This window comes from Pseudoduganella sp. UC29_106 (assembly GCF_044055365.1).
Taxonomy (GTDB): Bacteria; Pseudomonadota; Gammaproteobacteria; order Burkholderiales; family Burkholderiaceae_D; genus Rugamonas.
Map to the genome: position 1 here is coordinate 2,901,643 of NZ_CP171977.1, position 22,062 is coordinate 2,923,704.

General features: G+C 62.9%; 15 protein-coding genes and 3 pseudogenes. 10 read left to right on the top strand and 8 right to left on the bottom strand.

Annotated elements, in window-relative coordinates; all coding sequences use genetic code 11:
* Positions 1-2 precede the first annotated feature (2 nt).
* Together ACHMW6_RS14975 and prfB are read right to left on the bottom strand one after the other, a co-directional pair.
* On the bottom strand, positions 3-674 hold the full coding sequence (locus tag ACHMW6_RS14975) for an HAD family hydrolase (RefSeq protein ID WP_395407874.1): 672 nt from the start codon (positions 672-674) through the stop codon (positions 3-5).
* Positions 674-1,778, bottom strand: a protein-coding gene (prfB, locus tag ACHMW6_RS14980; protein ID WP_395407875.1) for a peptide chain release factor 2 whose coding sequence is annotated in 2 segments (ribosomal slippage) — positions 674-1,696 and positions 1,698-1,778 — 1,104 coding nt in all. Because the reading frame shifts where the segments join, the coding sequence is not laid out codon by codon here. The genes ACHMW6_RS14975 and prfB overlap by 1 nt, the downstream gene beginning before the upstream one ends.
* Positions 1,779-1,921: 143 nt before the next feature.
* Between prfB and ACHMW6_RS14985 the strand changes: the two genes are divergently transcribed.
* Entirely contained in the window at positions 1,922-3,928 is a 2,007-nt protein-coding gene (locus ACHMW6_RS14985; RefSeq protein ID WP_395407876.1) for a bifunctional 2',3'-cyclic-nucleotide 2'-phosphodiesterase/3'-nucleotidase, read from the top strand.
* Positions 3,929-3,970: 42 nt separating this feature from the next.
* Here ACHMW6_RS14985 and ACHMW6_RS14990 read toward each other — a convergent pair whose 3' ends face one another.
* From ACHMW6_RS14990 to ACHMW6_RS15000, 3 genes and pseudogenes are all read right to left on the bottom strand, one after another.
* Positions 3,971-4,291 carry a DUF2288 domain-containing protein gene (locus ACHMW6_RS14990; protein WP_395407877.1) on the bottom strand — a complete coding sequence of 107 codons (321 nt, stop codon included), beginning with the start codon at positions 4,289-4,291 and terminating at the stop codon, positions 3,971-3,973.
* A gap of 18 nt (positions 4,292-4,309) precedes the next feature.
* Positions 4,310-4,994 (bottom strand): annotated as a pseudogene (locus ACHMW6_RS14995) (RES family NAD+ phosphorylase).
* The gene (locus ACHMW6_RS15000) at positions 4,995-5,432 is read right to left on the bottom strand and encodes an antitoxin Xre-like helix-turn-helix domain-containing protein (protein WP_395407878.1); all 438 of its coding nucleotides are present in this window, start codon (positions 5,430-5,432) and stop codon (positions 4,995-4,997) included. It lies immediately after the preceding pseudogene.
* Positions 5,433-5,561: 129 nt separating this feature from the next.
* Here ACHMW6_RS15000 and ACHMW6_RS15005 point away from each other — a divergent pair, with 129 nt between their 5' ends.
* The 3 genes from ACHMW6_RS15005 to ACHMW6_RS15015 are packed head-to-tail and all read left to right on the top strand — an operon-like array spanning position 5,562 to position 8,553.
* Complete coding sequence (locus ACHMW6_RS15005; RefSeq protein ID WP_395407879.1) at positions 5,562-7,268, top strand: type VI secretion system baseplate subunit TssF; 1,707 nt, start codon at positions 5,562-5,564, stop codon at positions 7,266-7,268.
* Entirely contained in the window at positions 7,235-8,086 is an 852-nt protein-coding gene (gene tssG / locus ACHMW6_RS15010) for a type VI secretion system baseplate subunit TssG (RefSeq protein WP_395407881.1), read from the top strand. The genes ACHMW6_RS15005 and tssG overlap by 34 nt, the downstream gene beginning before the upstream one ends.
* An 11-nt stretch (positions 8,087-8,097) precedes the next feature.
* Positions 8,098-8,553 carry a YybH family protein gene (locus ACHMW6_RS15015; RefSeq protein ID WP_395407883.1) on the top strand — a complete coding sequence of 152 codons (456 nt, stop codon included), beginning with the start codon at positions 8,098-8,100 and terminating at the stop codon, positions 8,551-8,553.
* Positions 8,554-8,561: 8 nt separating this feature from the next.
* Here ACHMW6_RS15015 and recJ read toward each other — a convergent pair.
* Both recJ and ACHMW6_RS15025 read right to left on the bottom strand, forming a co-directional pair.
* Positions 8,562-10,255, bottom strand: a pseudogene (gene recJ, locus ACHMW6_RS15020) (single-stranded-DNA-specific exonuclease RecJ).
* Positions 10,252-11,256, bottom strand: a complete 1,005-nt coding sequence (locus ACHMW6_RS15025; RefSeq protein ID WP_395407884.1) for a hypothetical protein — start codon at positions 11,254-11,256, stop codon at positions 10,252-10,254. The pseudogene recJ and the gene ACHMW6_RS15025 overlap by 4 nt, the downstream one beginning before the upstream one ends.
* A gap of 88 nt (positions 11,257-11,344) precedes the next feature.
* Between ACHMW6_RS15025 and ACHMW6_RS15030 the strand changes: the two genes are divergently transcribed.
* The 4 genes and pseudogenes from ACHMW6_RS15030 (at position 11,345) to ACHMW6_RS15045 (ending at position 15,353) form a co-directional block, all read left to right on the top strand.
* Positions 11,345-12,613 carry a lipoprotein-releasing ABC transporter permease subunit gene (locus tag ACHMW6_RS15030; protein WP_395407885.1) on the top strand — a complete coding sequence of 423 codons (1,269 nt, stop codon included), beginning with the start codon at positions 11,345-11,347 and terminating at the stop codon, positions 12,611-12,613.
* Between the two features lies 1 nt (position 12,614).
* On the top strand, positions 12,615-13,874 hold the full coding sequence (locus ACHMW6_RS15035; protein ID WP_395407886.1) for a lipoprotein-releasing ABC transporter permease subunit: 1,260 nt from the start codon (positions 12,615-12,617) through the stop codon (positions 13,872-13,874).
* Positions 13,867-14,547 (top strand): lipoprotein-releasing ABC transporter ATP-binding protein LolD, encoded by a 681-nt coding sequence (lolD, locus tag ACHMW6_RS15040; protein ID WP_395407887.1) that lies wholly within the window; start codon positions 13,867-13,869, stop codon positions 14,545-14,547. Before ACHMW6_RS15035 ends, lolD begins: the two co-directional genes overlap by 8 nt.
* Positions 14,548-14,551: 4 nt before the next feature.
* Positions 14,552-15,353, top strand: a pseudogene (locus ACHMW6_RS15045) (TatD family hydrolase).
* Between the two features lie 2 nt (positions 15,354-15,355).
* Here ACHMW6_RS15045 and ACHMW6_RS15050 read toward each other — a convergent pair.
* Complete coding sequence (locus ACHMW6_RS15050) at positions 15,356-18,163, bottom strand: TonB-dependent receptor plug domain-containing protein (RefSeq protein ID WP_395407888.1); 2,808 nt, start codon at positions 18,161-18,163, stop codon at positions 15,356-15,358.
* A gap of 329 nt (positions 18,164-18,492) precedes the next feature.
* On the opposite strand from ACHMW6_RS15050, the gene ACHMW6_RS15055 reads away from it, so the two are divergent.
* Both ACHMW6_RS15055 and ACHMW6_RS15060 read left to right on the top strand, forming a co-directional pair.
* On the top strand, positions 18,493-20,844 hold the full coding sequence (locus tag ACHMW6_RS15055) for a DNA internalization-related competence protein ComEC/Rec2 (protein WP_395407889.1): 2,352 nt from the start codon (positions 18,493-18,495) through the stop codon (positions 20,842-20,844).
* A gap of 828 nt (positions 20,845-21,672) precedes the next feature.
* Entirely contained in the window at positions 21,673-21,918 is a 246-nt protein-coding gene (locus ACHMW6_RS15060) for a helix-turn-helix domain-containing protein (protein WP_395408617.1), read from the top strand.
* The last annotated feature ends 144 nt before the right edge of the window (positions 21,919-22,062 follow it).

Below are 22,062 nucleotides of genomic sequence, written 5' to 3' on the forward strand. Positions count from 1 at the left end.
AATTATTTTGCCGAGCTGCCCGCAAACAGCTCGGCGATATTCAGTTCGCTGAAGTCGCGCGCAACGCAGATCACGTTGTCGAAATCCTTGAACGCTTCAGCAGGCAAAGTGGTTGTCAGCACCACGCAGCGCATGCCCGCGCGGCGCGCCGCTTCCACGCCCAGGGGCGCGTCTTCGAACACGATGCAGTTCTCGGGCGCGGCGCCGCAGCGCTCCGCCGCGAGCAGGAACACGTCCGGATTCGGCTTGCCGCGAGCGACATCGGCCGCGCCGACGACTGCGTCGAAGTGACGGCGCAGGTCGAGCCCATCGAGCGTGAACACGATATTGGCCGGCGGCGCGGCGGTGGCCACGGCCAGCTTCACGCCCTGTTCCTGGGCTTCTTCGATCAGCTGGTCGAACCCTGCGACCGTTTCCAGGTGCGGGGCATAGAGCTCGCGGTACAGGGCTTCCTTTTCCGCGTCGAGCAGGGCGCTTTCTTCCTTCGTCAGGTGCTGGCCCATGTAGTGGCTCATGATTTCATGGCCCTGGCGGCCGGCCGTGTTTCGGAAGAATTCGTCCGCATCGATGGTGTGCCCGCGTTGCTCGAAAAAGGCCACCCACGATTTGGTGTGGAAGGCCATGTTATCGACAATGGTGCCATCCATATCGAAGATGAAAGCGCGATGGGTCATCAGATGCCTTGCTTCAGGGAGGCGGAGATGAAATCATCCAGATCGCCATCCAGCACGTTCTTGGTGTTGCCGGTTTCGAAGCCGGTGCGCAGGTCCTTGATGCGGGACTGGTCCAGCACGTAGGAACGGATCTGGTGGCCCCAGCCCACGTCGGTTTTCGAGTCTTCCAGCTTCTGCTGCTCGCTCATGCGCTTGCGCAGTTCCAGTTCGAACAGCTTCGCCTTCAGCATGTCCATCGCTTCGGCCTTGTTGCGGTGCTGAGAGCGGTCGTTCTGGCACTGCACGACAATGCCGGACGGGCCGTGCGTGATACGCACCGCGGAGTCGGTCTTGTTGATGTGCTGACCACCGGCGCCCGATGCGCGGTAGGTGTCGATGCGCAGGTCGGCCGGGTTGATCTCGATCTCGATCGAGTCATCCACTTCCGGATACACGAACAGGGACACGAAGGACGTGTGGCGGCCGCCGGCCGAGTCGAACGGGGACTTGCGCACCAAGCGGTGCACGCCGGTCTCGGTGCGCAGGTGGCCATAGGCATACTCGCCTTCCACCTTCAGGGTCGCAGTCTTGATGCCGGCAACCTCGCCCTCGGATTCTTCCATCACCTCGACCTTGAAGCCCTTGCGTTCGCAGTAGCGCAGGTACTGGCGCAGCAGCATGGATGCCCAGTCCTGGGCTTCGGTGCCGCCGGCGCCGGCCTGGATGTCGATGAAGCAGTTGTTCGGGTCCATCGGGTTGCTGAACATCCGGCGGAATTCCATCAGCTCGATGACTTTCTGGATTTCAGCGGTGTCGGCGATCACGGCTTCCAGCGTATCGTCGTCGCCTTCTTCCTTGCCCATCTCGAACAGTTCGTTCATGTCGCGCAGGTCGCTCTCGGCCTTTTGCAGGGTGAGCACCACGCCTTCGAGGGACTTTTTCTCGCGGCCCATGTCCTGGGCCTTTTTCGGGTCGTTCCAGACCGCCGGATCTTCGAGTTCGGCGTTCAGTTGTTCCAGCTTCTCGGACTTCTTATCGAAGTCAAAGATACCTCCGAAGTTCGGCTTCGCGGGTCGTCAAATCCGCGAGCAGGGAGGAGAGGGCATTGATGCGTTCAGCTTCCATGGTTTTCTTGGTCTGATAGTGATGAAATCAAACCTTGAATTATACCCTAGAGGCGGGGTGCCGGCGCTGCACGTCAGGCTCCCTCCTGCAGCATGGCAGCGTGGCAAGGTATGATGCGCAAATTTCAACCTGGTATTTTCACTATGCGCGTCCGTTTCCTCGCCTTCGCCTGCTCGCTGCTGTCGGCCTGCGGCAGCCTTCCCCCGCCTCTGCCCAACGGCACGCAAGCGACGCTGGCAGTGCTGGAAACCACGGACCTGCACGCGAACGTGCTAAGTTATGACTATTACAAGCTTTCCGGCGACGATACGCTCGGCTTTGAGCGCACGGCTACGCTGATCCGGCAGGCGCGGGCGGAATTTTCGAATACGCTGCTGCTCGATAACGGCGACACGATCCAGGGCACGGCGCTGGCCGACTATCAGGCCCTGGTCGCGCCAGTCAGCTGTGAGCAGACCCTGGCCATCTACAAGGCGATGAACGCACTGGGCGTGGAAGGCGGATCGGTCGGCAACCACGATTTCGACTACGGTCTGGATTTCCTCCAGCAGGTGACCGGCAGCCGCTTCGATGTGGAAGGCGTCACGCCGCGCGCCCAGCCTTGCGCCGGCGCACAGTTCCCGGTCGTGTTGGCGAATGTGTCCAGCCTCAAGACCGGCAAGCCGTTGTTTGCGCCATACCGCATCCTCGACAAACGCATCACTGCGACTGATCCGGATGGCAAGCCGCTGCAGGCTACCCTGAAGGTCGGGATCATCGGCTTCACCACGCCTGCCATCATGGGCTGGGACAAGCGTTGGCTGGAAGGGCGCGTCCGCACCGACGGCTGGCGTGAGGCGGCCGCGCGCTATGTGCCGCAATTGCGCGCAGAGGGCGCCGATGTTGTCATTGCCATTGCCCACGGCGGCCTGGATGGCAAGCCTTATTCGCCGGACATGGAAAACGGCGCCTGGTATCTGGCCCAGGTCCCCGGCATCGACGCGCTGCTGCTCGGGCATTCGCACGAGGTTTTCCCGAATGCGTCCAGCAAATCCCCGGCCTTCAGTCTGCCCGGCGTGGACAAGGCCCGCGGCACCCTGCATGGCGTGCCTACAGTGATGGCCGGGCTGTGGGGCAAGCAGTTGGGCGTGATCGGCATGCGGCTGCGTTATGAATCCGGGCGCTGGCTGGTTGATCGCGACCGCACTGTTGTTGAAACGCGCGCCATCGTCGGCGCGGACAAGCGTCCGGTTGCTGCCGATGCTTCGATCGCGCCGCTGGTCGCCGCCGAGCACGAAGCGACGATCAAGTACGTAAAGACGCCGATCGGCAACACGGACTTCCGCATGTCTACCTATTTTGCGGACGTAGGCGATGTGAGTGCGATCCAGATCGTGAATCAGGCGCAGGCGGATTACCTGTCGCGCTACGTGAAGGCGAACTTGCCGCAATACGCGGCACTGCCGGTGCTGTCGGTCTCGGCGCCGTTCAAGTCCGGTTCCGCTGGCCCGGCCGACTATACAGACGTGGCGGCCGGCGCCATCGCTCTGAACAACGCGGCCGACCTTTATCTCTACCCGAACACCCTGTACGGTGTGAAAGTGAATGGCGCCGGCCTGAAAGCCTGGCTGGAACGCGCGGCGGAGCGCTATAACACCATCGATCCCACGCGCACCTCGCCGCAGGAGCTGGTGAACCCGGGCTTCGCAGGCTTCAATCTCGACGTGCTCACGCATCCGGATGTGCGCTACGAAATCGACCTGTCGCAGCCACCCGGCCGTCGCATCAAGTCGCTGAGCTACAAAGGTACGCCGGTCGGCGATGAAGAGGAATTCCTGGTCGCGACCAATAACTTCCGCGCGACCGGAGGCGGCGGCTTTCCGGGACTGGATGGCAGCAAAACCATCTTCACTTCCCCTGACGCCAACCGCGACATCCTTATCGCCTACGTGCAGTCAGCCAGGGCGCTGACCCGGGCCGCCAACGGCTCCGCGCGCAGCTGGCGCTTCGCGCCGTTGATCACCAAGGGGCCGATTGTGCTCCGCTCCGCTCCCGGCAAGCTGCCGCTGGCTCGCGAAGCAGGATTGACGAGCGTCAGTGAAATGCGGGAGGACGACGGAAAGGGATACGCGCTGTATCGGATCGAGCTGTCAAGGCCGGCGGATCAATGATCCGCCCTACGCCGCGTTGGGCCGGGACGCTAAGCCGGCGGCTTAATGAACCCTTGGCTTATCCTGCTGCACCAAAATAAACGGGCTCACAACCGTCGCCCACAACTGGGCGTCGCTGTCGATCCATGATTGGCACTGCTGGTCCGAGACCTTGGCCAGCATGCCTTGCTCCATCCATTGTGTGATATAGGCCTTGTCATCGTGGGCGACGCGGACGGCGACGTCCACCAGATCGAGCTCGTTGGCGACCCAGACCACATTGCCCTGGGCGAAGTGCTTGAGCAGTTCGCTCCATGGCAGGCGGGCTGTTTCGCGGTTGATTTTGTCGCGGAGTTCAGTGTCTTTTTCGGGCTTGAGCTGCATGGAAATCTCTTGAATCGGTTAAATCTGCTCGACGCGGGGCGTCGGGGAACCTTCCCATGTTAACCGATAGGCCTCGCCTTTGCGAACATTGCCTACCAGTGCGGGACGGAAGCAGGCGAGGTTGGTGCCGCCTTCGCGCCGCACGCTGGGGTAGATCAGGCCCGTGGACTCGGCCGCCAGAAGACGCGTGGCCAGGCGCTGGGAGGCAACGTAGCTCTGCGGATCGAGGCAATTCTCATACTCGGCCAGGTCGCGGATGTCGTGGAACTGGGCGGAGAAGTCGGCCAGCATCGCCTGGTAGCTGACGCTGTCGTCGAAGCGGTCGATCTCGGCGTATTCCACGGTCTTGTGGAAGATCACTTCGGCCAGCGCGGTCTCTGCTTCGAAGGCGCAGTACCATGCGCCGCGCTCGCCCGTATTGAAACGGCTGCCTTCAGGACGGGCGTAGGTGAAAGCAGCGTTGATGCTGCGGTAGTTCGGCACGTACAAACACCAGCTCTTCGATGCTGATGCCGGGCGCGCCGCCATGTTCGGCCAGCAGGCGCGCATTGGTCGCGTTATCGAGTTCGAACAGGTCGCGCAATTCGTCGTCGTTGTCGGCCAGGGCGGAGAGGACGGAATCTTCCTTGTCCACGAAGCGGGACGGGATCAGGCGGTAGGTGTCGAACTGGCGCAGCAGGCGCAGCGGAGGGAGAGCCGTCAATTACAGCCCTCCACGGCGCGCGTCGAGTAGCTGGCGCACGGTCTGCATGGCGAGCATGCCGCCCGCGATCATGAAGGCCAGCGGCGTGCGGCCGCAGAAGATCACATTGCTGTTTGCGAGGCTGACCCATTCATCGGCGAGCTTGTCGCCATAAATGATGTGCAGCGACTTGTAGATGCCCAGCAGGTAGGAGATGCGCGTGATGCGGTCGACCTCCAGCACCCGCTCCGGGTTCTTTTTCCATTCGTAGAAGGTGCTGCTGGACAGGCCGCCCAGCAGCTCGCGCGCATCCTCGTCGCGCAGCTTCCACGCTGACGCCAGCTTGAAGAAGCCCTTCAGCGCGGCACGCGACAGGCGTTCGCGTTCTTCGCGCTGGCTCAGGTCCACCGGCATGGCGGGATGGTAGGGTGTTTTGGGGTAGGCAAAGGCGGAATTCATGATGTCCTCCGTTTATGGACTATTTATACTCCGATTTCGAGTTCGATGCAAGTGTTGCGCGCGGTCAAAGCCCGGTGCCGGCGGGGCTGACAGTATTGAAGGCATCGGTTTTCATCGGGAGATTTTGCGGTGGAGCAACTTTTGCCTTGGGTCGAGCGCGAATTGCGGGAGTTTCGGCGTAACAGCTCGGATTTTGCCGGGCGCTATCCACGTGTGGCGGGGCAGATGGGCGGCAATGGGCGCGGGGCGCCGGATGTAATGCGCGATCCCCATGTTGACCGTCTGGTTCAGGCAGTGGCGGTGCTGCACGCCCGCATCGCTCATAGCCTCGATCGTTCCAGTCCGCTGTTGGACGAGGCTTTGCTGGGGAGCCTGTTTCCTGGCCTGCTGCGTCCTTTTCCGCCCGGCGCCGTGTTTCAATTGCCTTTCGATGCCGCTGCCGGCACTGAATTGCAGGCACTCGCCGCCGATGGCCGCCGCTTTCGGTTTCGACTTTGCGCTGGTGCCCCAGGGGCTCGGCAGCAGGTGGCGGCGCTGGATTGGCGTCCATATGCCGGCCCGGGTCAGGTTCATCTGCTTTCCCTGACGATTGAAGGCTGCATTGACGCCGAGCGCTTGCGTCTCTACGTGCACGCCGAACCGGTTCTGCGCGCGGCCTTTCAGGATGCTGTACTCATGCGCGCCAGCCAGGCCTGGGTCCCGACTTGCCGCGGCACGCTGGAGGCGCTGCGCGAGGTTCCCCTGCGCGTCGCAGGCTTCGGCGAGGCCGGGGAGCAGGGCTGGCAAGTCCTTCGCGCCTGGCAGTGCTTCCCGGAGCGCTTTAACTTCCTCGAACTGGACCTGGGCGCATTGCGGTGGCATTTGTCGCCCGTCGCTGACCACGTGACGCTGCATCTGGCCGTACCGATCCGCGCCGATTCCGCTCTGGCCCGCACGCTGGCCCGGGTTGAGGCGTCGAACCTGCTGACCGGTTGCGCGCCTGCCGTCAATGAGTTTTCCGCCGCCGCTGCGCCGATTGATGTAACTGGGCGGATCATCGAATACGGCCTGTCGCCGGCCGATCCCGCGCATGTGATCTGCTCCATCGACAGCGTTCACCTTCTGCGTGGACGCTCGCTGTCCGCGCTGTCGCCACCGGCTGCGCTGCGTTTTGGCCTGCCGCCGTCCGGCGCACCAGCTGCCGCCGCCGGCTGGACTGCCCGCCGGGCGCTTCACGGCGAGCTCGGTGCGCCGATGCGGATCACCTTTGCCGCCGAGGGCGGGCCGAGCGCCTTCGCGCCAGGGGACGATCGGCGCGGGGCGGCGGCGGGGAGCGAGGCGGTGACGGCGTCGGTGGGGCTGACTTGTTGTGACCGGGTGGTGCCGGCCGGGATTGTGGCGGTCGAGCCGCAGGGGGCGCTGGTAAGCGCGGTAAGCAAGCTGCGTGAGGTGGAGGGCGGGAAGTCGCTGAGGTGGCGGTTGCTGGCGATGCTGGCCCTGGAGGCGCGCCCGCCGGATCTCGAGAGCTTGCGGCTGGCGCTCCTCCTGCAGGATCTGTCCGGCTCCGAGGCAGCGGACAAGCTGCAGGAAGCGCTGGTGGACGTGAAGACTGCGCGGGCCACGCTGGCGCTGCGCCACAAGCACGGTACGGCGCGAATCGACGGCACGGAGGTGCGCGTAACGCTCGATGAGCGCGCGCTGGTCGGCACAAGCGTGGCCGTTTTCGCGCACGTGATCGACCAATATCTCTCTCACTCAGTCCACCTGAACACGTTCATGCAGCTGGTGGTCATTTCGGCAGAAACAGGCGAGGAGCTGATGCGATGCAGGCCGAGGAACGGCAATCTGATGTTGTAGGCGTCAGCTATTTCAGGCTGCTGCAGCTGCTGCGCGGGCAGGGCCTCGAGCCGCGGGCACAGAACGAGTTGTCGCTGGCGTTTCCGGCGGACGATATCGCTGGCCGCGACGGCGCCAATGTGCGCCCGGCGTTTATGGGCCTCCTGGGCGTGGCTGGCGCTCTGCCATATCACTACACGGAGCGCATTGCGTCGGCAGTGGATGAGGGGCCGCGCGAGTTTCTTGATTTGTTCTCGGCGCGGGCGCTGGAGTTGTTTGATGCGGCCTGGCGCAAGCATCGTCCGCCTTGCGAGGCCTTCATGCGGCTGCTGATGGCGCTGGGCGGGGCGAGCGATCCGGCGCTGGCGCAGTATGCGGGACTGACAGGGCGGGCGATCGCCTCGGCGCAAGCGATGCAGAGGGCGCTCAGCGAGTACTTTGGCGTGGAGGTGCGGGTCGAGCAGTTCGTTGGCGGATGGCAGATGTTCGCGGCGGCGGATCGTAACGCGCTGGGGCGGGGGTGTGCGACGCTGGGGCGTGATGTGGCACTGGGGGAGCGGGAGTGGCGCTGCGATCAGGGTTTGCGTGTTCATGTCGGACCGCTGGCGAAGGCGGAGTATGCCGCGTTCCTGCCGCGCGAGGCGGGCGCGCAGGCGCTGGCGAGGATGGTCGGCGGGATGGCTGGCGGGGCGGCGGGCGACGGGGAGGTGTGCGTGCATTTGGCCGCCAGCTGCGTGCGCGCTGCCACGCTCGATGGGGCCGCGCAGCTGGGCTACAATGCCTTCGTGCTGACGTCCGAAGAGAATGAGCCTCGCAGCGAGCTGCGATACCAACTATAAGAGGAGCGCCAATGAAGATCCTGACGGCCGCCGCGGCACTGTCGCTGGCGGCAAGCGCGTATGCCGCCCCGGGCAACGCCGAATTGAAACAGCAAGTCACCGACACCGAACGCGCCTTCGCCGCGACGATGGCCAAGCGCGACTTCGCCGGCTTCACCAGTTTACTGTCCGACGAAGCGGTCTTCCACTCAGGCCCCAAGCCGCTGCGTGGCAAGGAAGCGATCAGCCAATGGTGGAAAAAGTACTACGAAAAGCCCGACGCGCCATTCTCATGGGAGCCGGATGATGTGGAAGTGCTGGATTCCGGCACGCTCGCCCATTCATCGGGCCCCGTCTACGACCCGAAGGGCAAGCTGATCGCCCGCTTCAATTCCGTGTGGCGGCTGGAAGCGCCGGGGAAATGGCGCATCGTGTTCGACAAAGGCCAGGACGTGTGCAATTGCAAGCGCGAGGCCGAGCAGCCGTAAAGCGGAAATCACGCCGGTTCGGCGTGCTCCACCAGCAGTTGCACGCGCGTGACGCCATTGTATTCATTGGCATCGAGGCGGAAGGCCACGCGGGCGCGCTCGCCCAAGGCGTCCGTATGGCCGAACCAGATCGCGTCGTAGCGGCTTCCGTTTTTCTCCAGCATCAGCTTCAGGTGGCGCTCCTTCAGGATGCGCTGGCTGACCACGCGGAACTCGTCGCAGAACACAGGCGGCGCAAAGCCCTGGCCCCAGACCTGGCCGTCCATCAATTCGATAAACTGGGTCGTGTAGTAACCATCCTCCAGCGGGCCGTCGGTTTCAACCACGCGCTCCAGCTGATGCTCGGACAGCCATGATTGACCGACAGCCTCGAAGGCCTTGCAGAAAGCATCGAAAGCCTCGGCGCGCAGGCTCAGGCCCGCAGCCATCGCGTGGCCGCCGAATTTGTCGATCAGGCTGGGGGCGCGCTTCGAAACCAGATCCAGCGCATCGCGCAGGTGGAAGCCGGGGATGGAGCGTCCGGAACCCTTGATCATGCCGTCCCCGCAGGAGCGAAGGTAATGGTCGGACGGTAGAACTTTTCCTTCAGGCGCGAAGCCACAATGCCGATCACGCCCTGGTGCCAGGTTTCGTCGAACACGCAGATTGTGGTGCTGTCAGAAGGCTGGAAGTCTTCCAGGTGCAGCATGGCCGCGCTCTGCATCTCGGCCTCGATCTCGCGGCGCTGCAGGTTGATGTCGTTCAGCTGCTGCGCCAGTTCCCAGGCGCGGTTCTCATCGTCCGTGATCAGGCACTCGATACCGAGGGACATATCCTCTAGCCGGCCCGCTGCGTTCAGGCGCGGACCCAGGGCAAAGCCCAGGTCAAATGGGGATGCAGTGCGCGCCTGGCGGCCGGACACGCGGAACAGCGCCGACACGCCGGGATGCATGCGACCGGCGCGCATGCGCTTGATGCCCTGCGCCACGAGGATGCGGTTGTTCGGATCGAGCCTGACCACGTCGGCCACCGTACCCAGGGCCACCAGGTCGAGCAGGGAATCCAGCTTGGGCTGGGTCTGGGCGTCAAAAATGCCGCGGCGGCGCAGTTCGGCGCGCAGGGCCAGCAGCACATAGAACACCACGCCCACGCCGGCCAGGTGCTTGGACGGGAAGCCGCAGGAAGGCTGGTTCGGATTCACGATCACGCGCGCATCGGGCAGCGCGTCGCCGGGTAGGTGGTGGTCCGTGACCACCACTTCGATGCCGCGCCGCTTCGCTTCCTCCACGCCTTCGATGCTGGCGATGCCGTTATCGACCGTAATGATGATGTCCGGCGACTTCTCGCGCGCGGTCAGCGCCACGATTTCCGGCGTGAGGCCGTAGCCATACTCGAAGCGGTTGGGGACGATGAAGTCCACGTCGGCACCCATCGCGCGCAGGCCGCGCAAGGCGGTGGCGCAGGCGGTGGCGCCGTCGCAGTCATAGTCGGCCACGATGACCATGCGTTTGCGCGCGGCGATTGAGTCGGCCAGGAACGCGGCTGCCGCATCAATGTGCAGCAGGCCGGATGGCTGCATCAGCGCAGCCAGCTCGCTGGACAAGTCTTTCGGATCGCACAGGCCGCGTGCAGCAAACAGGCGGGCCAGCACAGGGTGGATGCCGCCCTGGCGCAGTAATTCGGATTCGCGCTCGGGGCAGGGACGGATGGCAATGCGGGTCATGTCGAGAGATTCTTGAGGGTCTGCTTGCGCCAGAACTGGCGCAGCGTCATTTTATTGGTACGGAAGGTGGTCACGCCATCGCGGTCGGTCAGCACCAGCGTGAGATCGCCGATACGGCCGTCGCGGACTGCCGCCAGCAGCGGAACGAACCATTCCTGCTCCAGGTACTGCACGCCGGCCAGCCAGCCGCCCCAGTCGTTCGCCAGGCCGGCAGGCAGAAGGTGGCCCAGCACGGCGGTGCGGCGTTCGCCCGCCACGGCCAGCAAACGCGCCGCGCCGCCTTCGCGCAGCTCCGGCGTGCCGAGTGCGGCCATCCACGATGGCGCTGACGATACGAGCACCGGAGCGGCGGGAGCGGTGGGGCCGGTGGCCTGCGCTCCGCCCCACATCCAGAAGGAGTTCACTGGCGGCAGGCGGCGTGCCTCGCGCGCCAAGTTGACGGGATGCTCATGCCACAGCATCTGCACTTCGTTTTGCAGCTTCTTGAATCCCAGCGCGTTCGAGCCGGTCGGCATCCAGTCGGCCAGGTTATTGCCCATGGCCGCATCGGGCGAGGCGGTGTCGAGCCCGGACCAGTCGTCGGCGCGCATGAACCAGGTGTTCGCGTCGCCATACAGCAGATGGTTGAAATAAGGCTTCACCACCTCGAACAGGGCGCGCGAATCCGCTTCGTCCAGCTGCAGATTGCGCGGATCGGCCATGATCAGGTGGGTGCGCGCCAGCTGCACGTGCACCGGATGGACGATGAACCAGTAACCCTCGCTCTGCGCCATGCCGAAGCCGCTCATTACGGCGGCGGCCAGCGGCGCATCGGCGTGGCCCGGCGAGAGCCAGCTTTCATGGGGCAGCACGCGCGCATCGGACTCGAAACGGCGGCGTTCATGCAAATTGTTGCGCGAAAGCAATGCTGCGAGGGAGGGCGCCTGCAGGGGGCGGTTGATCTGCGCTGCCAGCTCCTTGGGCGGCAGGGCGAAGGGAATTACGACGGTAGTGGAAGCCATGCGGCATTGTAGTGGATAGGCGGGCCACATGAAATGCTGTTTATATGGCAAACTGCGGGCTTTCGCGTCTTTCCTGCCAACGCACTACATGGGTCTCTTACAAAAATTGCCATTCGAATGGCTGGTCGGGCTGCGCTACACGCGCGCCGGCAAACGCAGTGGGCGCAATAGTTTTATATCGTTTATTTCAGCGACTTCGATGGCAGGCATCGCGCTGGGCGTGGCGGCGCTGATCGTGGTGCTGTCCGTGTACAACGGCTTCCAGAAAGAGGTCACGGAGCGCATGCTGTCCGTGCTGGGCCATGTGGAAGTCTATGACATCAGTGGCCTCGGCATGGCTGACTGGCACGCTACGGCGCGCGACGCGTTCAGGAATCCCGAAGTGCGCGCAGCCGCACCATTCGTCGAGACCCAGGGCATGCTGGTGCACGGCGGCGACACGCTGCGGCCCGCCGTGGTGCGCGGCATCCTGCCGGCCGAAGAGCCGAAAGTCTCGGACATCGCGAAGCAGATGAAAGAGGGCAGCCTCGCTACGCTGCAGCCCGGCGCTTTCAATATCATCCTCGGCATCGAACTGGCGCGCCAGCTTGAGGTCAATGTTGGCGGCAAGGTGGCGCTGGCCCTGGCCGAGGGTTCGTCCTTCTCCAGCGTGGCGCCGACCCTGCGCACGTTTACAGTCAGCGGCATTTTTGAGGCGGGCCACAATGAATTCGACTCCGGACTGGCTTATGTACACCTGGAAGACGGCGAACAGCTGGTAAAACTGAACTCCCCCTTCGGCCTGCGCCTGCGTCTGCAGGATTTGCAGAAGGCGCCGGAAGTGGCGTTCGAGCTGAAGCAGACCTTGCCCGGCAAGCTGCTGGTGCGCGACTGGTCCAAGCTGAATACCACCTGGTTCGCGGCCGTGAAAACCCAGAAGACCATGATGTTCATTATCCTGACCATGATCATCGCCGTGGCGGCCTTCAACCTTGTGGCAACCCTGGTGATGACGGTAACGGACAAGCAGGCCGATATCGCCATCCTGCGCACGCTGGGCGCTTCGCCGCGCTCCGTGATGAAGATCTTCATGGTGCAGGGCGCGCTGGTGGGCGTGCTGGGGACGGCGTTCGGGGTGGCAGGCGGCGTGGCTTTGGCAATGAATGTGGACGTGATCGTGCCGGCGATCGAGCACCTGTTCGGCGTGAAGTTCCTGTCCAAGGATATCTATTTCATCAGCACCGTCCCGTCGGACCTGCGCTGGCACGACGTGACCATCATCGGCTTCACCTCGATGGCGCTGGCCTTCGTGGCGACGCTGTACCCCAGCTGGGCGGCGGCCCGCGTGAAACCGGCCGAGGCGCTGCGCTACGAATAATATGAAGAACCTACCTTACGAATGGATGGTCGGCCTGCGCTACACCCGCGCCGGGAAGCGCGACAAGCGCAACAGCTTCATTTCCTTCATCTCGCTGATCTCGATGAGCGGCATCGCACTGGGTGTGGCGGCGCTGATCATTGTACTGTCGGTGATGAATGGCTTCCGCAAGGAAGTCACGGACCGCATGCTGTCCGTGCTGGCCCACGTTGAAGTCTTCGACAAGAACGGCTCCATGCCGGACTGGCAGGAGCAGGCGCGCAAGGCCATGACGAATCCGGAAGTGAAGGGCACGGCGCCCTTCGTGCAGACGCAGGCGATGCTGCTGCATGGCGGCGAAATCCTGCGCCCGGCCGTGGTGCGCGGCGTGCTGCCGGGGCAGGAGCCGAATGTTTCCGACCTGGCGAAGACGGTCAAATACGGCAGCTTCGATGAGCTGCGTCCCGGCGAATTCAATATCGTGATGGGCATCGACCTGGCGCGCGCGCTGCAACTGAACCTGGGCGACAAGGTGACGATGGCGCTCGCCCAGGGCACAGTAACCCCGGCCGGCGTAGTGCCTCGCATGCGCAGCTTCACGCTGGTTGGCGTGTTTGTGGCCGGCCATCCGGAGTTCGACTCGGGCCTGGCCTTCATCCATATCGAGGATGCGCAGAGAATGTTGCGCCTGGATGCACCGGCGGGCCTGCGCCTGCGTCTCGCGGACATGCACAAGGCCCCCGAAGTGGCGGAAGACTTGAAGAAGCTGTTCCCGCCCAACCTCACGGTGCGCGACTGGTCGAAGCTGAATGCCAACTGGTTCGCCGCCGTACAGACCGAGAAGAAGATGATGTTCATTATCCTCACGCTGATTGTGGCCGTGGCGGCATTCAATCTGGTGTCGACCCTCGTGATGACGGTGACCGACAAGCAGGCCGATATTGCCATCCTGCGTACGCTGGGCGCTTCGCCGCGCTCGATCATGAAGATCTTCGTGATCCAGGGCGCGCTCGTCGGCGTGCTGGGCGCCTTGCTGGGCGTGGCCGGCGGTGTGCTGGTGGCCCTGAATATTGATGTTATCGTGCCGTTTATTGAACACTTACTGGGAGTGCAGTTCTTGTCGAAGGATATCTACCAAATCAGCACCGTGCCGTCCGATATGCACTGGGCGGACGTGGGCGTAATCGCCGTGGTCTCCGTGCTGCTGGCCTTTGCCGCCACGCTGTATCCGAGCCGCTGGGCGGCGTCCGTGAAACCTGCGGAGGCGCTGCGCTATGAATGACGCCGTGCTGTTCGCCCGCAACCTGGGCAAGACCTTCCGCGAGGGCAGTTATGCGGTCAAGGTGCTGGAGGGGATAGATTTCGAAGTGCGCCGCGGCGAACGCGTGGCGATCGTGGGCGCGTCCGGCTCGGGCAAGTCCACGCTGCTGCACCTGCTGGGCGGGCTGGATACGCCGACCGCCGGCGCGGTGACCCTGCAGGACAAGGACCTGGCCTCCCTCAGTGAATCGGCGCGCGGCGACTTGCGCAATCGTGCGCTGGGTTTCGTCTATCAGTTCCATCATTTGCTGCCGGAGTTCTCGGCGCTGGACAATGTGGCGATGCCGCTGATGATCCGCCGCATGAATCGCGCCGAGGCGCTGGAACAGGCGCAGGCCATGCTGGCCCGCGTCGGCCTGGCCAAGCGCGTGAGCCACGTGCCGGGTGAACTGTCTGGCGGCGAGCGTCAACGTGTGGCGCTGGCTCGCGCGCTGGTTACGCAACCGGCCTGCGTGCTGGCCGACGAACCGACCGGCAACCTGGACCACACGACGGCCGAAGCGGTGTTCGACCTGATGCTGGAGCTTTCGCGCACCCTGGGCACGGCCTTCGTGATCGTCACGCACGATCCGGAACTGGCCCGCCGCTGCGACCGTCTGCTGCGCCTGACCGATGAAGGGCTGCGCCAGGAGTAAGACCATGTGGATCGATACGCACTGCCATCTGGATGCACACGAATACGGCGAGCGCTCACTGGATGTGGCGGCGCAGGCGTCGGCTGCGGGCGTCGACATGATCGTGATTCCGGCTATTGACCGCGGCAATTTTTCGGCTGTCCGCGATCTCGCGCATGCGGCGCCGAACGCTTGTTATGGCCTGGGCATCCATCCGATCTGCGTGCCGCGCGCTAGCGAGGATGACCTGGTGTTCATGCGCGAGGCAGTGGCTTCGGCAATGTCCGACCCGCGCTTCGTCGCAATTGGCGAGATCGGGCTCGATTTCTTCATTCCCATGCTGTGCGAGCCGGATATGCGCGAGAAGCAGGTCTTCTTCCTGCGCGAGCAGTTGAAGATTGCCCGTGATTTCGGGCTGCCGGTGCTGTGCCACGTGCGCAAGTCCCAGGACCAGGTGTTGAAGCATGTGCGGCAGATCGGACCGGCCGGCGGCATCGCACACGCCTTCAACGGCAGCTTCCAGCAGGCGCAAGCCTATATCGACGAGGGCTTCAAGCTGGGCTTCGGCGGCAACCTGACCTTTACCCGCGCCTTGCAGATTCGCCGTCTGGCGGCCGAACTGCCGCTGGAGTCCATCGTCATGGAGACGGATGCGCCGGATATAGCGCCTTCGTGGGTCCACCCCGGGCGTCAACACCCCGGACCAGGTTCCCCGCATCGCAGCCGCGCTGGCCGAATTGCGCGGCGCGCCGCTGGATGAAGTGCGCACCGCCACTGCCGCCAACGCGGCCGCCATCATGCCTCGGCTGCGCGCGTTGATCGGCTGACTTCAGAAGTTGTAGCGCATGCCCAGCCGGTATTCCCTGCCGATCAGGTCATACAGGGCAGGATTGGCGCCTAGGGGAATGCCAGGCGCCGCTGCCGGCGACCTGTCCGCCACATTATTCACCTTGAAATAGACAATCGTTTTCTTCGACAGATTGAGACTGCCGCCCAGGTCGACATAGAATGCCCCCGCCATGTGGTTGTTATCGATAGTCTGGTGGATATTTGTCGATACCGGGCAATTGGTCTGGCACTCGATGAACTCATTGCTGACCACACCACTGCTGATCCAGCGTTCGCTCAACGTCAGGCTGCCACGGTCGCTATCCCAGGATTGAGATGCCAGCACTTTCCACCTCGGCGTGCTGCCGCGGTTCGCGCCGGCGCTTTCCGTGGGGATGGTGCCGACCACGCCGGAGTCGGTCAGGAAGCTGATGGTATGAGTGGCCAGTGCGCGGAAGGTGAGCCTGCCCGGCACGTCCAGGGCGGACAGACTGCTGCGGTAAGCCATTTCGACATCGTATCCCTTGACGAACTGCGACGCCAGGTTGAATGCCTGTAAGGTGACGTAGTTGGTGTTGGGAATCGGGCTATTGAGCAGCATCGTCGAGCAGATTTCCTGGTTGCCGGCCACGCAGAGATCCACCAGCTGCTGCGACGACAAGGTGGCGATCACGCCTTTGATCCTGATGTCGAAGTAATCCAGCGAAGCGCTGAAGCCGGGCGCCCAGCTTGGCTGGTTGAGCACCACGCCGAAGATGGAGTTGCGGGCGAGCTCAGGACGCAACTTGGTGTTGCCGACGGTGCGTTGCTGGACCGTGAGGGTATTGCCCTGGTAAAGATTGGTGCCATTGATGACCACTGGCGCAGCGAAAAGTTCGCTCAGATTGGGCGCGCGGACATCTTTTGAGGTCACGGCGCGCAAGCGCAAGCCATCCCAACCGGTCCAGGTCGCACCCAGCTTCCAGCTGCTGACCATGCCCGAGGTGCTGTAGCTGGTGCGGCGGTCGGCCAGATTGATATTGGCCTCGCCCCAGGTCGCCGACTTCAGCACGGGAACATTGAACTCCAGATAGGCTTCCTTCACGTTGTAGGCGCCATTCGCATTATGGTAATTACCGGAAAACCAGTTATTGCCGATCTGCGTATTGAGCAATGGGTCGGCGGGATAGGTAGCGGTATTCGGCGTATCGCTGGTGACGCCGGCGCCGTAAGGATCGCCGACCACCCGGTAGCTCTCGCGCCGGAATTCGGCGCCGGTGGCAAGCGACACCGGCCCGGCCCAGTTGAAGAATAATTCACCGCTCATGTTGGCGCTGGCGACGCTTTGTCGCTGGACCGAGTGCTGGAATGCGCCGGCGGGCGGCAGCACGTAGTTGATCGCCTCGGCACTCGGGGTCACATTACCGAAAATATTCAGCGGTTTGCATCCGGACGCCGCTGCAACCGGATTACGGCAGATAATCGTGCCGTCCGGGCCGCGGATGGCGTCAATGGCGGCGTTGTAATGCGCATTGAGCGACAAGTCGCGCACGGCGATATCGGTCTGATTCCGGCCGTATTCGGCGTAGGTATCGTAGGACCAATCGATACCGAACATCGGGAACTTGCCGTTGGCGCCGATGACCAGGCGTTGCTGGGTACGCTCTGGATGGACGTTGATATTGCGCGGGAAATTGCCGTTGCCGGTACCGTACTGAAATTTCGTGATGTTGTTTGCAGCGCACGCAGCCACGATGGACGCGGGCAGGAAAGGATTGTCGCACTGGATGGTCAGGTTGGCATTCTTGATGGCGCCCGGAACCGGTGAAAACGCCGAGTTGACGCTGGCCAGGTTGACCGAAAAATACAGCTCATGGTCGTCATTGATATCCAGCCCTGCGCGCATGTAAGCCACTTTGCGTGTCAGGTCCATCGCCAGGTTCGAGCCGCCCTGGATGGTGCCGCTGCGGTCACCACCGACGCAGGCGGGATTGATACAGCCAGTCACGGCGCCGGTCCCTGTCGGGACGCCGTTGGAGCCATAGTTATACGGGAACGGCACGCCATTGTCGCCAAAGGCGGTGCCCTGCAGCGGGCCGCTGGTGATCAGGCCGTAGCGCGCGTATTGATAGGGTTGGGAACGATGTACGAATCTTATTTGCGGCTTGCCATCCGTGCTTTCGCTCAGCGAGCGCGTTTGAAGGTCGGGATTGGTAAACCAGTCGCGTCCACCGACGCCGATCTCGCCGAAGCCCACTGAATCGATACCGCGTTCGCGGCCATATTCGCCGCTGGCCACGACGTGCAGCCTATCATCGAGAAAAGCCCGGCCCCACGCGGCCTGCAGGGTGCCGTTCCTGTCGTCGCCATAGGTGGTCTGGCCGCCTTCGATATTGCTCTTGAAGCCGACAAACTTCTTGTCGGTGATGAAGTTGACCGCGCCACCGATGGCATCCGAACCGTAGGATGCCGAGGCGCCGCCCGTGACCACGTCGACCCGCTTGATCAGCAGTTGCGGAAACTGGCTGATATCGGTCACGCCGGTGACATTCGCCCCGATCACACGCTGACCGTCCAGCAGCGTCAGCGTGCGGATCGGCCCCAGTCCGCGCAGACTCAGGGAACTCAGGCCCTGCACTCCGCTGCTGGTGCTGTAGGTAAAAGTAGTGCGCCCCGTGCTGCCTTGCAGGGCGGGCAGTTCGATCATTGTGTTAAAGACGTTTGGTTCGGCACTTTTGGCCAGGTCATCGGCGCTGAGTGTCGTAGTCGGCGTGGGCTGGGTAAAGCCGCGCGTGGAAATGCGCGAACCGGAAACGGTCACTACGCTCATGTCGTTGGCTGGTGTGTTGGCGCCACTATCTGTGGAAGATGTCGGTTCCGGCGAGCTCTCCTGAGCATGAGTCGGTGAGGAAAGTGCGCAGAAGGTGCTGGCAACCGCCATGCAAAGCAGTTTCTTTTGAATCGGTTTCATGTATCTGTTGTCCCCATGTTTTTTAAATATTTAGTACAGCTGCCTGCGAGCATAGTCCTGGCAATATTTTTTTTCTAATAACATATTGAAGCGTTCTGATATCTTTATGGATATCGGTATGAAGGCATTCGGCGGCCGGCCTGAATTGCTTGATACGGCTCAATCATTCATCGCGCTGGTGGCCCGCGATGGCCGCGCGCCGCTACTATTGGGCGATGCGGGCAGCCATCCTCGGTTTTGTAGCCGGTGCGGCCTGGCTGCATCAGCAGCCGGTCCTTCCCGCACGTCCGTGGCTGTTACTGTCACTTGCCGCAGTCGCCAGCCTCCTTCTTTTTACCGTTCTCCTTCGGCGCACCGCCACTGGGGGCGAGGCGCCTCTTTATGCTGACGCTGCGAACTGGCGGCTGCGCTGGTGGCGCGGAATTGCGCTCGGTGCGCTGAAGGCGGCGTGCGTGGCGGTGCTGGGCGGGATGCTCGGCTACTACTGGGCAGCGGCGCTGGCGCAGAGCGCGCTGGAGCCGTCGCTGGTGAAGGAGGATGAGGGCAAGGACTTCATCGTGGTTGGCACGATCGACAATCTGCCTTATGTGTTTGATGGCGGCGTGCGGTTCAACTTTGCCGTCGAACGCACAGGGGCAGCGGGCTCGGTCCCGCCGCGGATCGCTGTCTCCTGGTACGCCAACCTGCGCGGCGAGCCGGTCGCGGTGCCACAGATCCTGCCCGGCGAACGCTGGCGGCTGAAAGTGCGGCTGCAGCGGCCGCATGGCAACGCCAACCCCTTCGGCTTCGATTACGAACTCTGGCTGCTGGAGCAGGGCGTGCGCGCCACAGGCTACGTTCGTGGCGAAGGCCCGAACGAGCGGCTGGACAGCTTCGTGCCTACGCCCATGAACTTGGTCGAGCGCACCAGGTCCGTGCTGCGTGCAAAGATCCAGCGTGCGCTGGAGGGCCGGACCTATGCCGGGGTGATCGTCGCGCTGGCGATCGGCGACCAGCGCGGCATCCCGCAATCGGACTGGCAAGTCTTCAACCGCACCGGGATCTCGCACCTGATTTCCATCTCCGGCCTGCACATCACCATGGTCGCCGGACTCGTCGCGCTGCTGGCGACATGGCTCTGGCGACATTCCTTCTTCGTGCGCGGCGCCGCGCTGCCGCTGCTGCTGCCTGCGCAGAAGCTGGGCGCCATCGTCGGCATGTCCGCGGCGCTGGCCTACGTTGCGCTGGCCGGCTTCGGCATCCCCGCTCAGCGAACGCTCTACATGCTTAGCGTGATCGCAATAGCGTTGTGGCTTGACAGGCTGACAAGCGTGAGCAACGTGCTGTTGCTGGCGGCTGGCGTGACGGTGCTGCTCGATCCTTGGGCAGTGATGTGGCCCGGCTTCTGGCTATCGTTCGGCGCCGTCGCGACCATCCTCTACGCGTCGCTGGGGCGTCTCGAACGCCACAGCTCCCGCAGACCCGCAACGCTGGGCGTTCCGGCCGGGCCGCACATCAACCGCGCCATGCCGATGACGCGGCGCGACCGCATGCTGCGTGGATTGCGAGCCGCAGCCGTTACGCAGTATGCCGTAACGGTCGGCCTGGTCCCGCTGACGATGCTGCTGTTTGCGCAGATTTCGGTGATCAGCCCCGTGGCCAACGCCTTCGCCATCCCCCTCGTCAGCCTGCTGGTCACGCCGCTCGCGCTGGCGGGCAGCGTTCTGCCGGAACCAATTGGAGCGCCGCTGCTGCTGGCCGCCCACGAACTGGTGCGGGCGCTGGCGGCCGCGCTCACCTGGTGCAGTGCGCGGCCATTCGCCATCTGGTCCGCGCCCACGCCCGAACCGTGGATGTTCGCCTGGGCGCTGATCGGCACAGCCTGGACGCTGGCCCCGCGCGGCTGGCCGGTGCGCTGGCTGGGCCTTGCAACCTGGGTGCCGCTGCTGACGGCCCAGCCCAGCCACCCGCCCCCCGGCGAACTGCAGGTGACAGCGTTCGACGTGGGGCAGGGCATGGCATTGCTGATCGAGACGTCCGGCCATCGCCTGCTCTACGACACAGGGCCTTATTACTCGCCCGGATCCAACGGCGGCAACCGCGTGATCGTGCCTTATCTGCGTGCCCGCGGCATCCACCGGCTGGATGGGATCATCGTCACGCACAGCGACGCGGACCACTCGGGCGGCGCGCTGGCTATCCTGGAAAGCGTGCGCACCGGCTGGGTGCTGTCGTCGCTGGGCGAAGGTCATCCGATTGCCAGGGCAGCCCCGCTGCACAGGCATTGCGAGGCCGGCCAGAAATGGGAGTGGGACGGCGTACGCTTCGAAATGCTGCACCCGACGGCCGAAAGCTATGCAAACCACGCACTCAAGCCAAACGCGCGAGGGTGCACGCTGATGATCCGCGCCGGCGCGCACGCCATGCTGCTGCCTGCCGATATCGAAGCCGCGCAGGAAGCGGAACTGGTCGCGCGCGATGGGGACGCATTGCGGGCCGACGTGCTGCTTGTGCCGCACCACGGCTTATGTAAGCACTGCATGTCGCATCAAGAAATGTAGCGGCATTCGTTAAGGTGCGTCGCATGAACAGTTAAGGTGTATGCTACGGCAAACCCCTCGGTGCCGGAGTCGAACACGGCATTTTGGCTCCAATTGCCTGGTGCGGGACGTTCGATCTCGGTGCCGCCAATGTACTACCTATATTGAATATAATCAATGGAGCGGAGTCAATCGTGAAGCAGCCAAAGCCTAACAGGCATGTCTCAATTGACCAGTTCAAGCTGCTAATGGCAATGGCCGTGCTAGACGAAGCGGATATGCCATCCATCCGTCGAAAATGTATTTGCAATTTGGAACGTTGGTATACGAGGGGAACATGGTGCTCAGCATATGATGAGTGGCGAGTGCTTCTCACTTCGGGGTCCGATCAAGACGTAATCGACGTCATGATAGGCCGCGATCAGAACTCAAACCGACTAAGACAGTCGGCTCCCTATGTCGGAATAATTTCGCAGGAAACCCGCGTTGCATTAATGCGCAAAGCAGGCCTCACACCCCCATCGGATGTAGCCATGGCGAGAGCAGAAGCATTTTTGGCATCTGAGTTAGCGCATAGTTCGAGTCTTTAAGGCGTCCTCTAGCAATTCCACGACGACAGTTGGAACGCTCACACTTTTTCTCTGCAGGAGCGTTGCTGCGGCCGAGAGGTTGAGCAAGTCTTCATACATGCGCGCAGGCAAACGGACGAGGACCGCTTTTTTACTCTGAGGTGAAGTGATTGGGTTCATCTAAAGTTGAGCTGAATATTGTTGTGGAATGTTGTTCATTTAATAAAAATGGGCCGCAAATGCCGTGGCCTATTGTGCCCGAAGAATGGACCATACCACAATGGATATCGTTCGGGCGCAACATGACGATGCGGGTGCTTTGCAAGCTGTAGGGGCTGCGATCCGGTCGTTAAGGAAGGGAAAAGGGCTCTCTCAAGAAGAGCTCTCGCACCGCTCATCCATCGACCGAAGTCACATGGGGCGGATTGAACGCGGCGAACGAAATCTCTCTATTTTGAATCTACTCCGAATCTCTCAAGGCCTGGCTTGTCCCCCCTCAGAGATCTTGCGTAAAGCAGGATTTTAATCATGAGGTACAACTGCCTTAGCACCTTCTTCTGAGATTTAGCGTATTGGTATTGACCTGCGTGCTTCTGGTTGGCGGACTGGAGTGCCAGCCCACTCTGGACATTGTGTCCGAACTCGATTGCTGCCACCAATCCTGCTATCA

Bases quoted from the DNA above. Each gene is read 5' to 3' on its own strand.
- ACHMW6_RS15000 (WP_395407878.1), bottom strand. From the start codon at position 5,432: ATGAATTCCGCCTTTGCCTACCCCAAAACACCCTACCATCCCGCCATG.
- ACHMW6_RS15060 (WP_395408617.1), top strand. From the start codon at position 21,673: ATGGATATCGTTCGGGCGCAACATGACGATGCGGGTGCTTTGCAAGCT.
- ACHMW6_RS15025 (WP_395407884.1), bottom strand. From the start codon at position 11,256: ATGGCTTCCACTACCGTCGTAATTCCCTTCGCCCTGCCGCCCAAGGAG.
- lolD (WP_395407887.1), top strand. From the start codon at position 13,867: ATGAATGACGCCGTGCTGTTCGCCCGCAACCTGGGCAAGACCTTCCGC.
- tssG (WP_395407881.1), top strand. From the start codon at position 7,235: ATGCAGGCCGAGGAACGGCAATCTGATGTTGTAGGCGTCAGCTATTTC.
- ACHMW6_RS14990 (WP_395407877.1), bottom strand. From the start codon at position 4,291: ATGCAGCTCAAGCCCGAAAAAGACACTGAACTCCGCGACAAAATCAAC.
- ACHMW6_RS15050 (WP_395407888.1), bottom strand. From the start codon at position 18,163: ATGAGCGTAGTGACCGTTTCCGGTTCGCGCATTTCCACGCGCGGCTTT.
- ACHMW6_RS15055 (WP_395407889.1), top strand. From the start codon at position 18,493: ATGGCCGCGCGCCGCTACTATTGGGCGATGCGGGCAGCCATCCTCGGT.
- ACHMW6_RS15035 (WP_395407886.1), top strand. From the start codon at position 12,615: ATGAAGAACCTACCTTACGAATGGATGGTCGGCCTGCGCTACACCCGC.
- ACHMW6_RS15015 (WP_395407883.1), top strand. From the start codon at position 8,098: ATGAAGATCCTGACGGCCGCCGCGGCACTGTCGCTGGCGGCAAGCGCG.
- ACHMW6_RS14985 (WP_395407876.1), top strand. From the start codon at position 1,922: ATGCGCGTCCGTTTCCTCGCCTTCGCCTGCTCGCTGCTGTCGGCCTGC.
- ACHMW6_RS14975 (WP_395407874.1), bottom strand. From the start codon at position 674: ATGACCCATCGCGCTTTCATCTTCGATATGGATGGCACCATTGTCGAT.
- ACHMW6_RS15030 (WP_395407885.1), top strand. From the start codon at position 11,345: ATGGGTCTCTTACAAAAATTGCCATTCGAATGGCTGGTCGGGCTGCGC.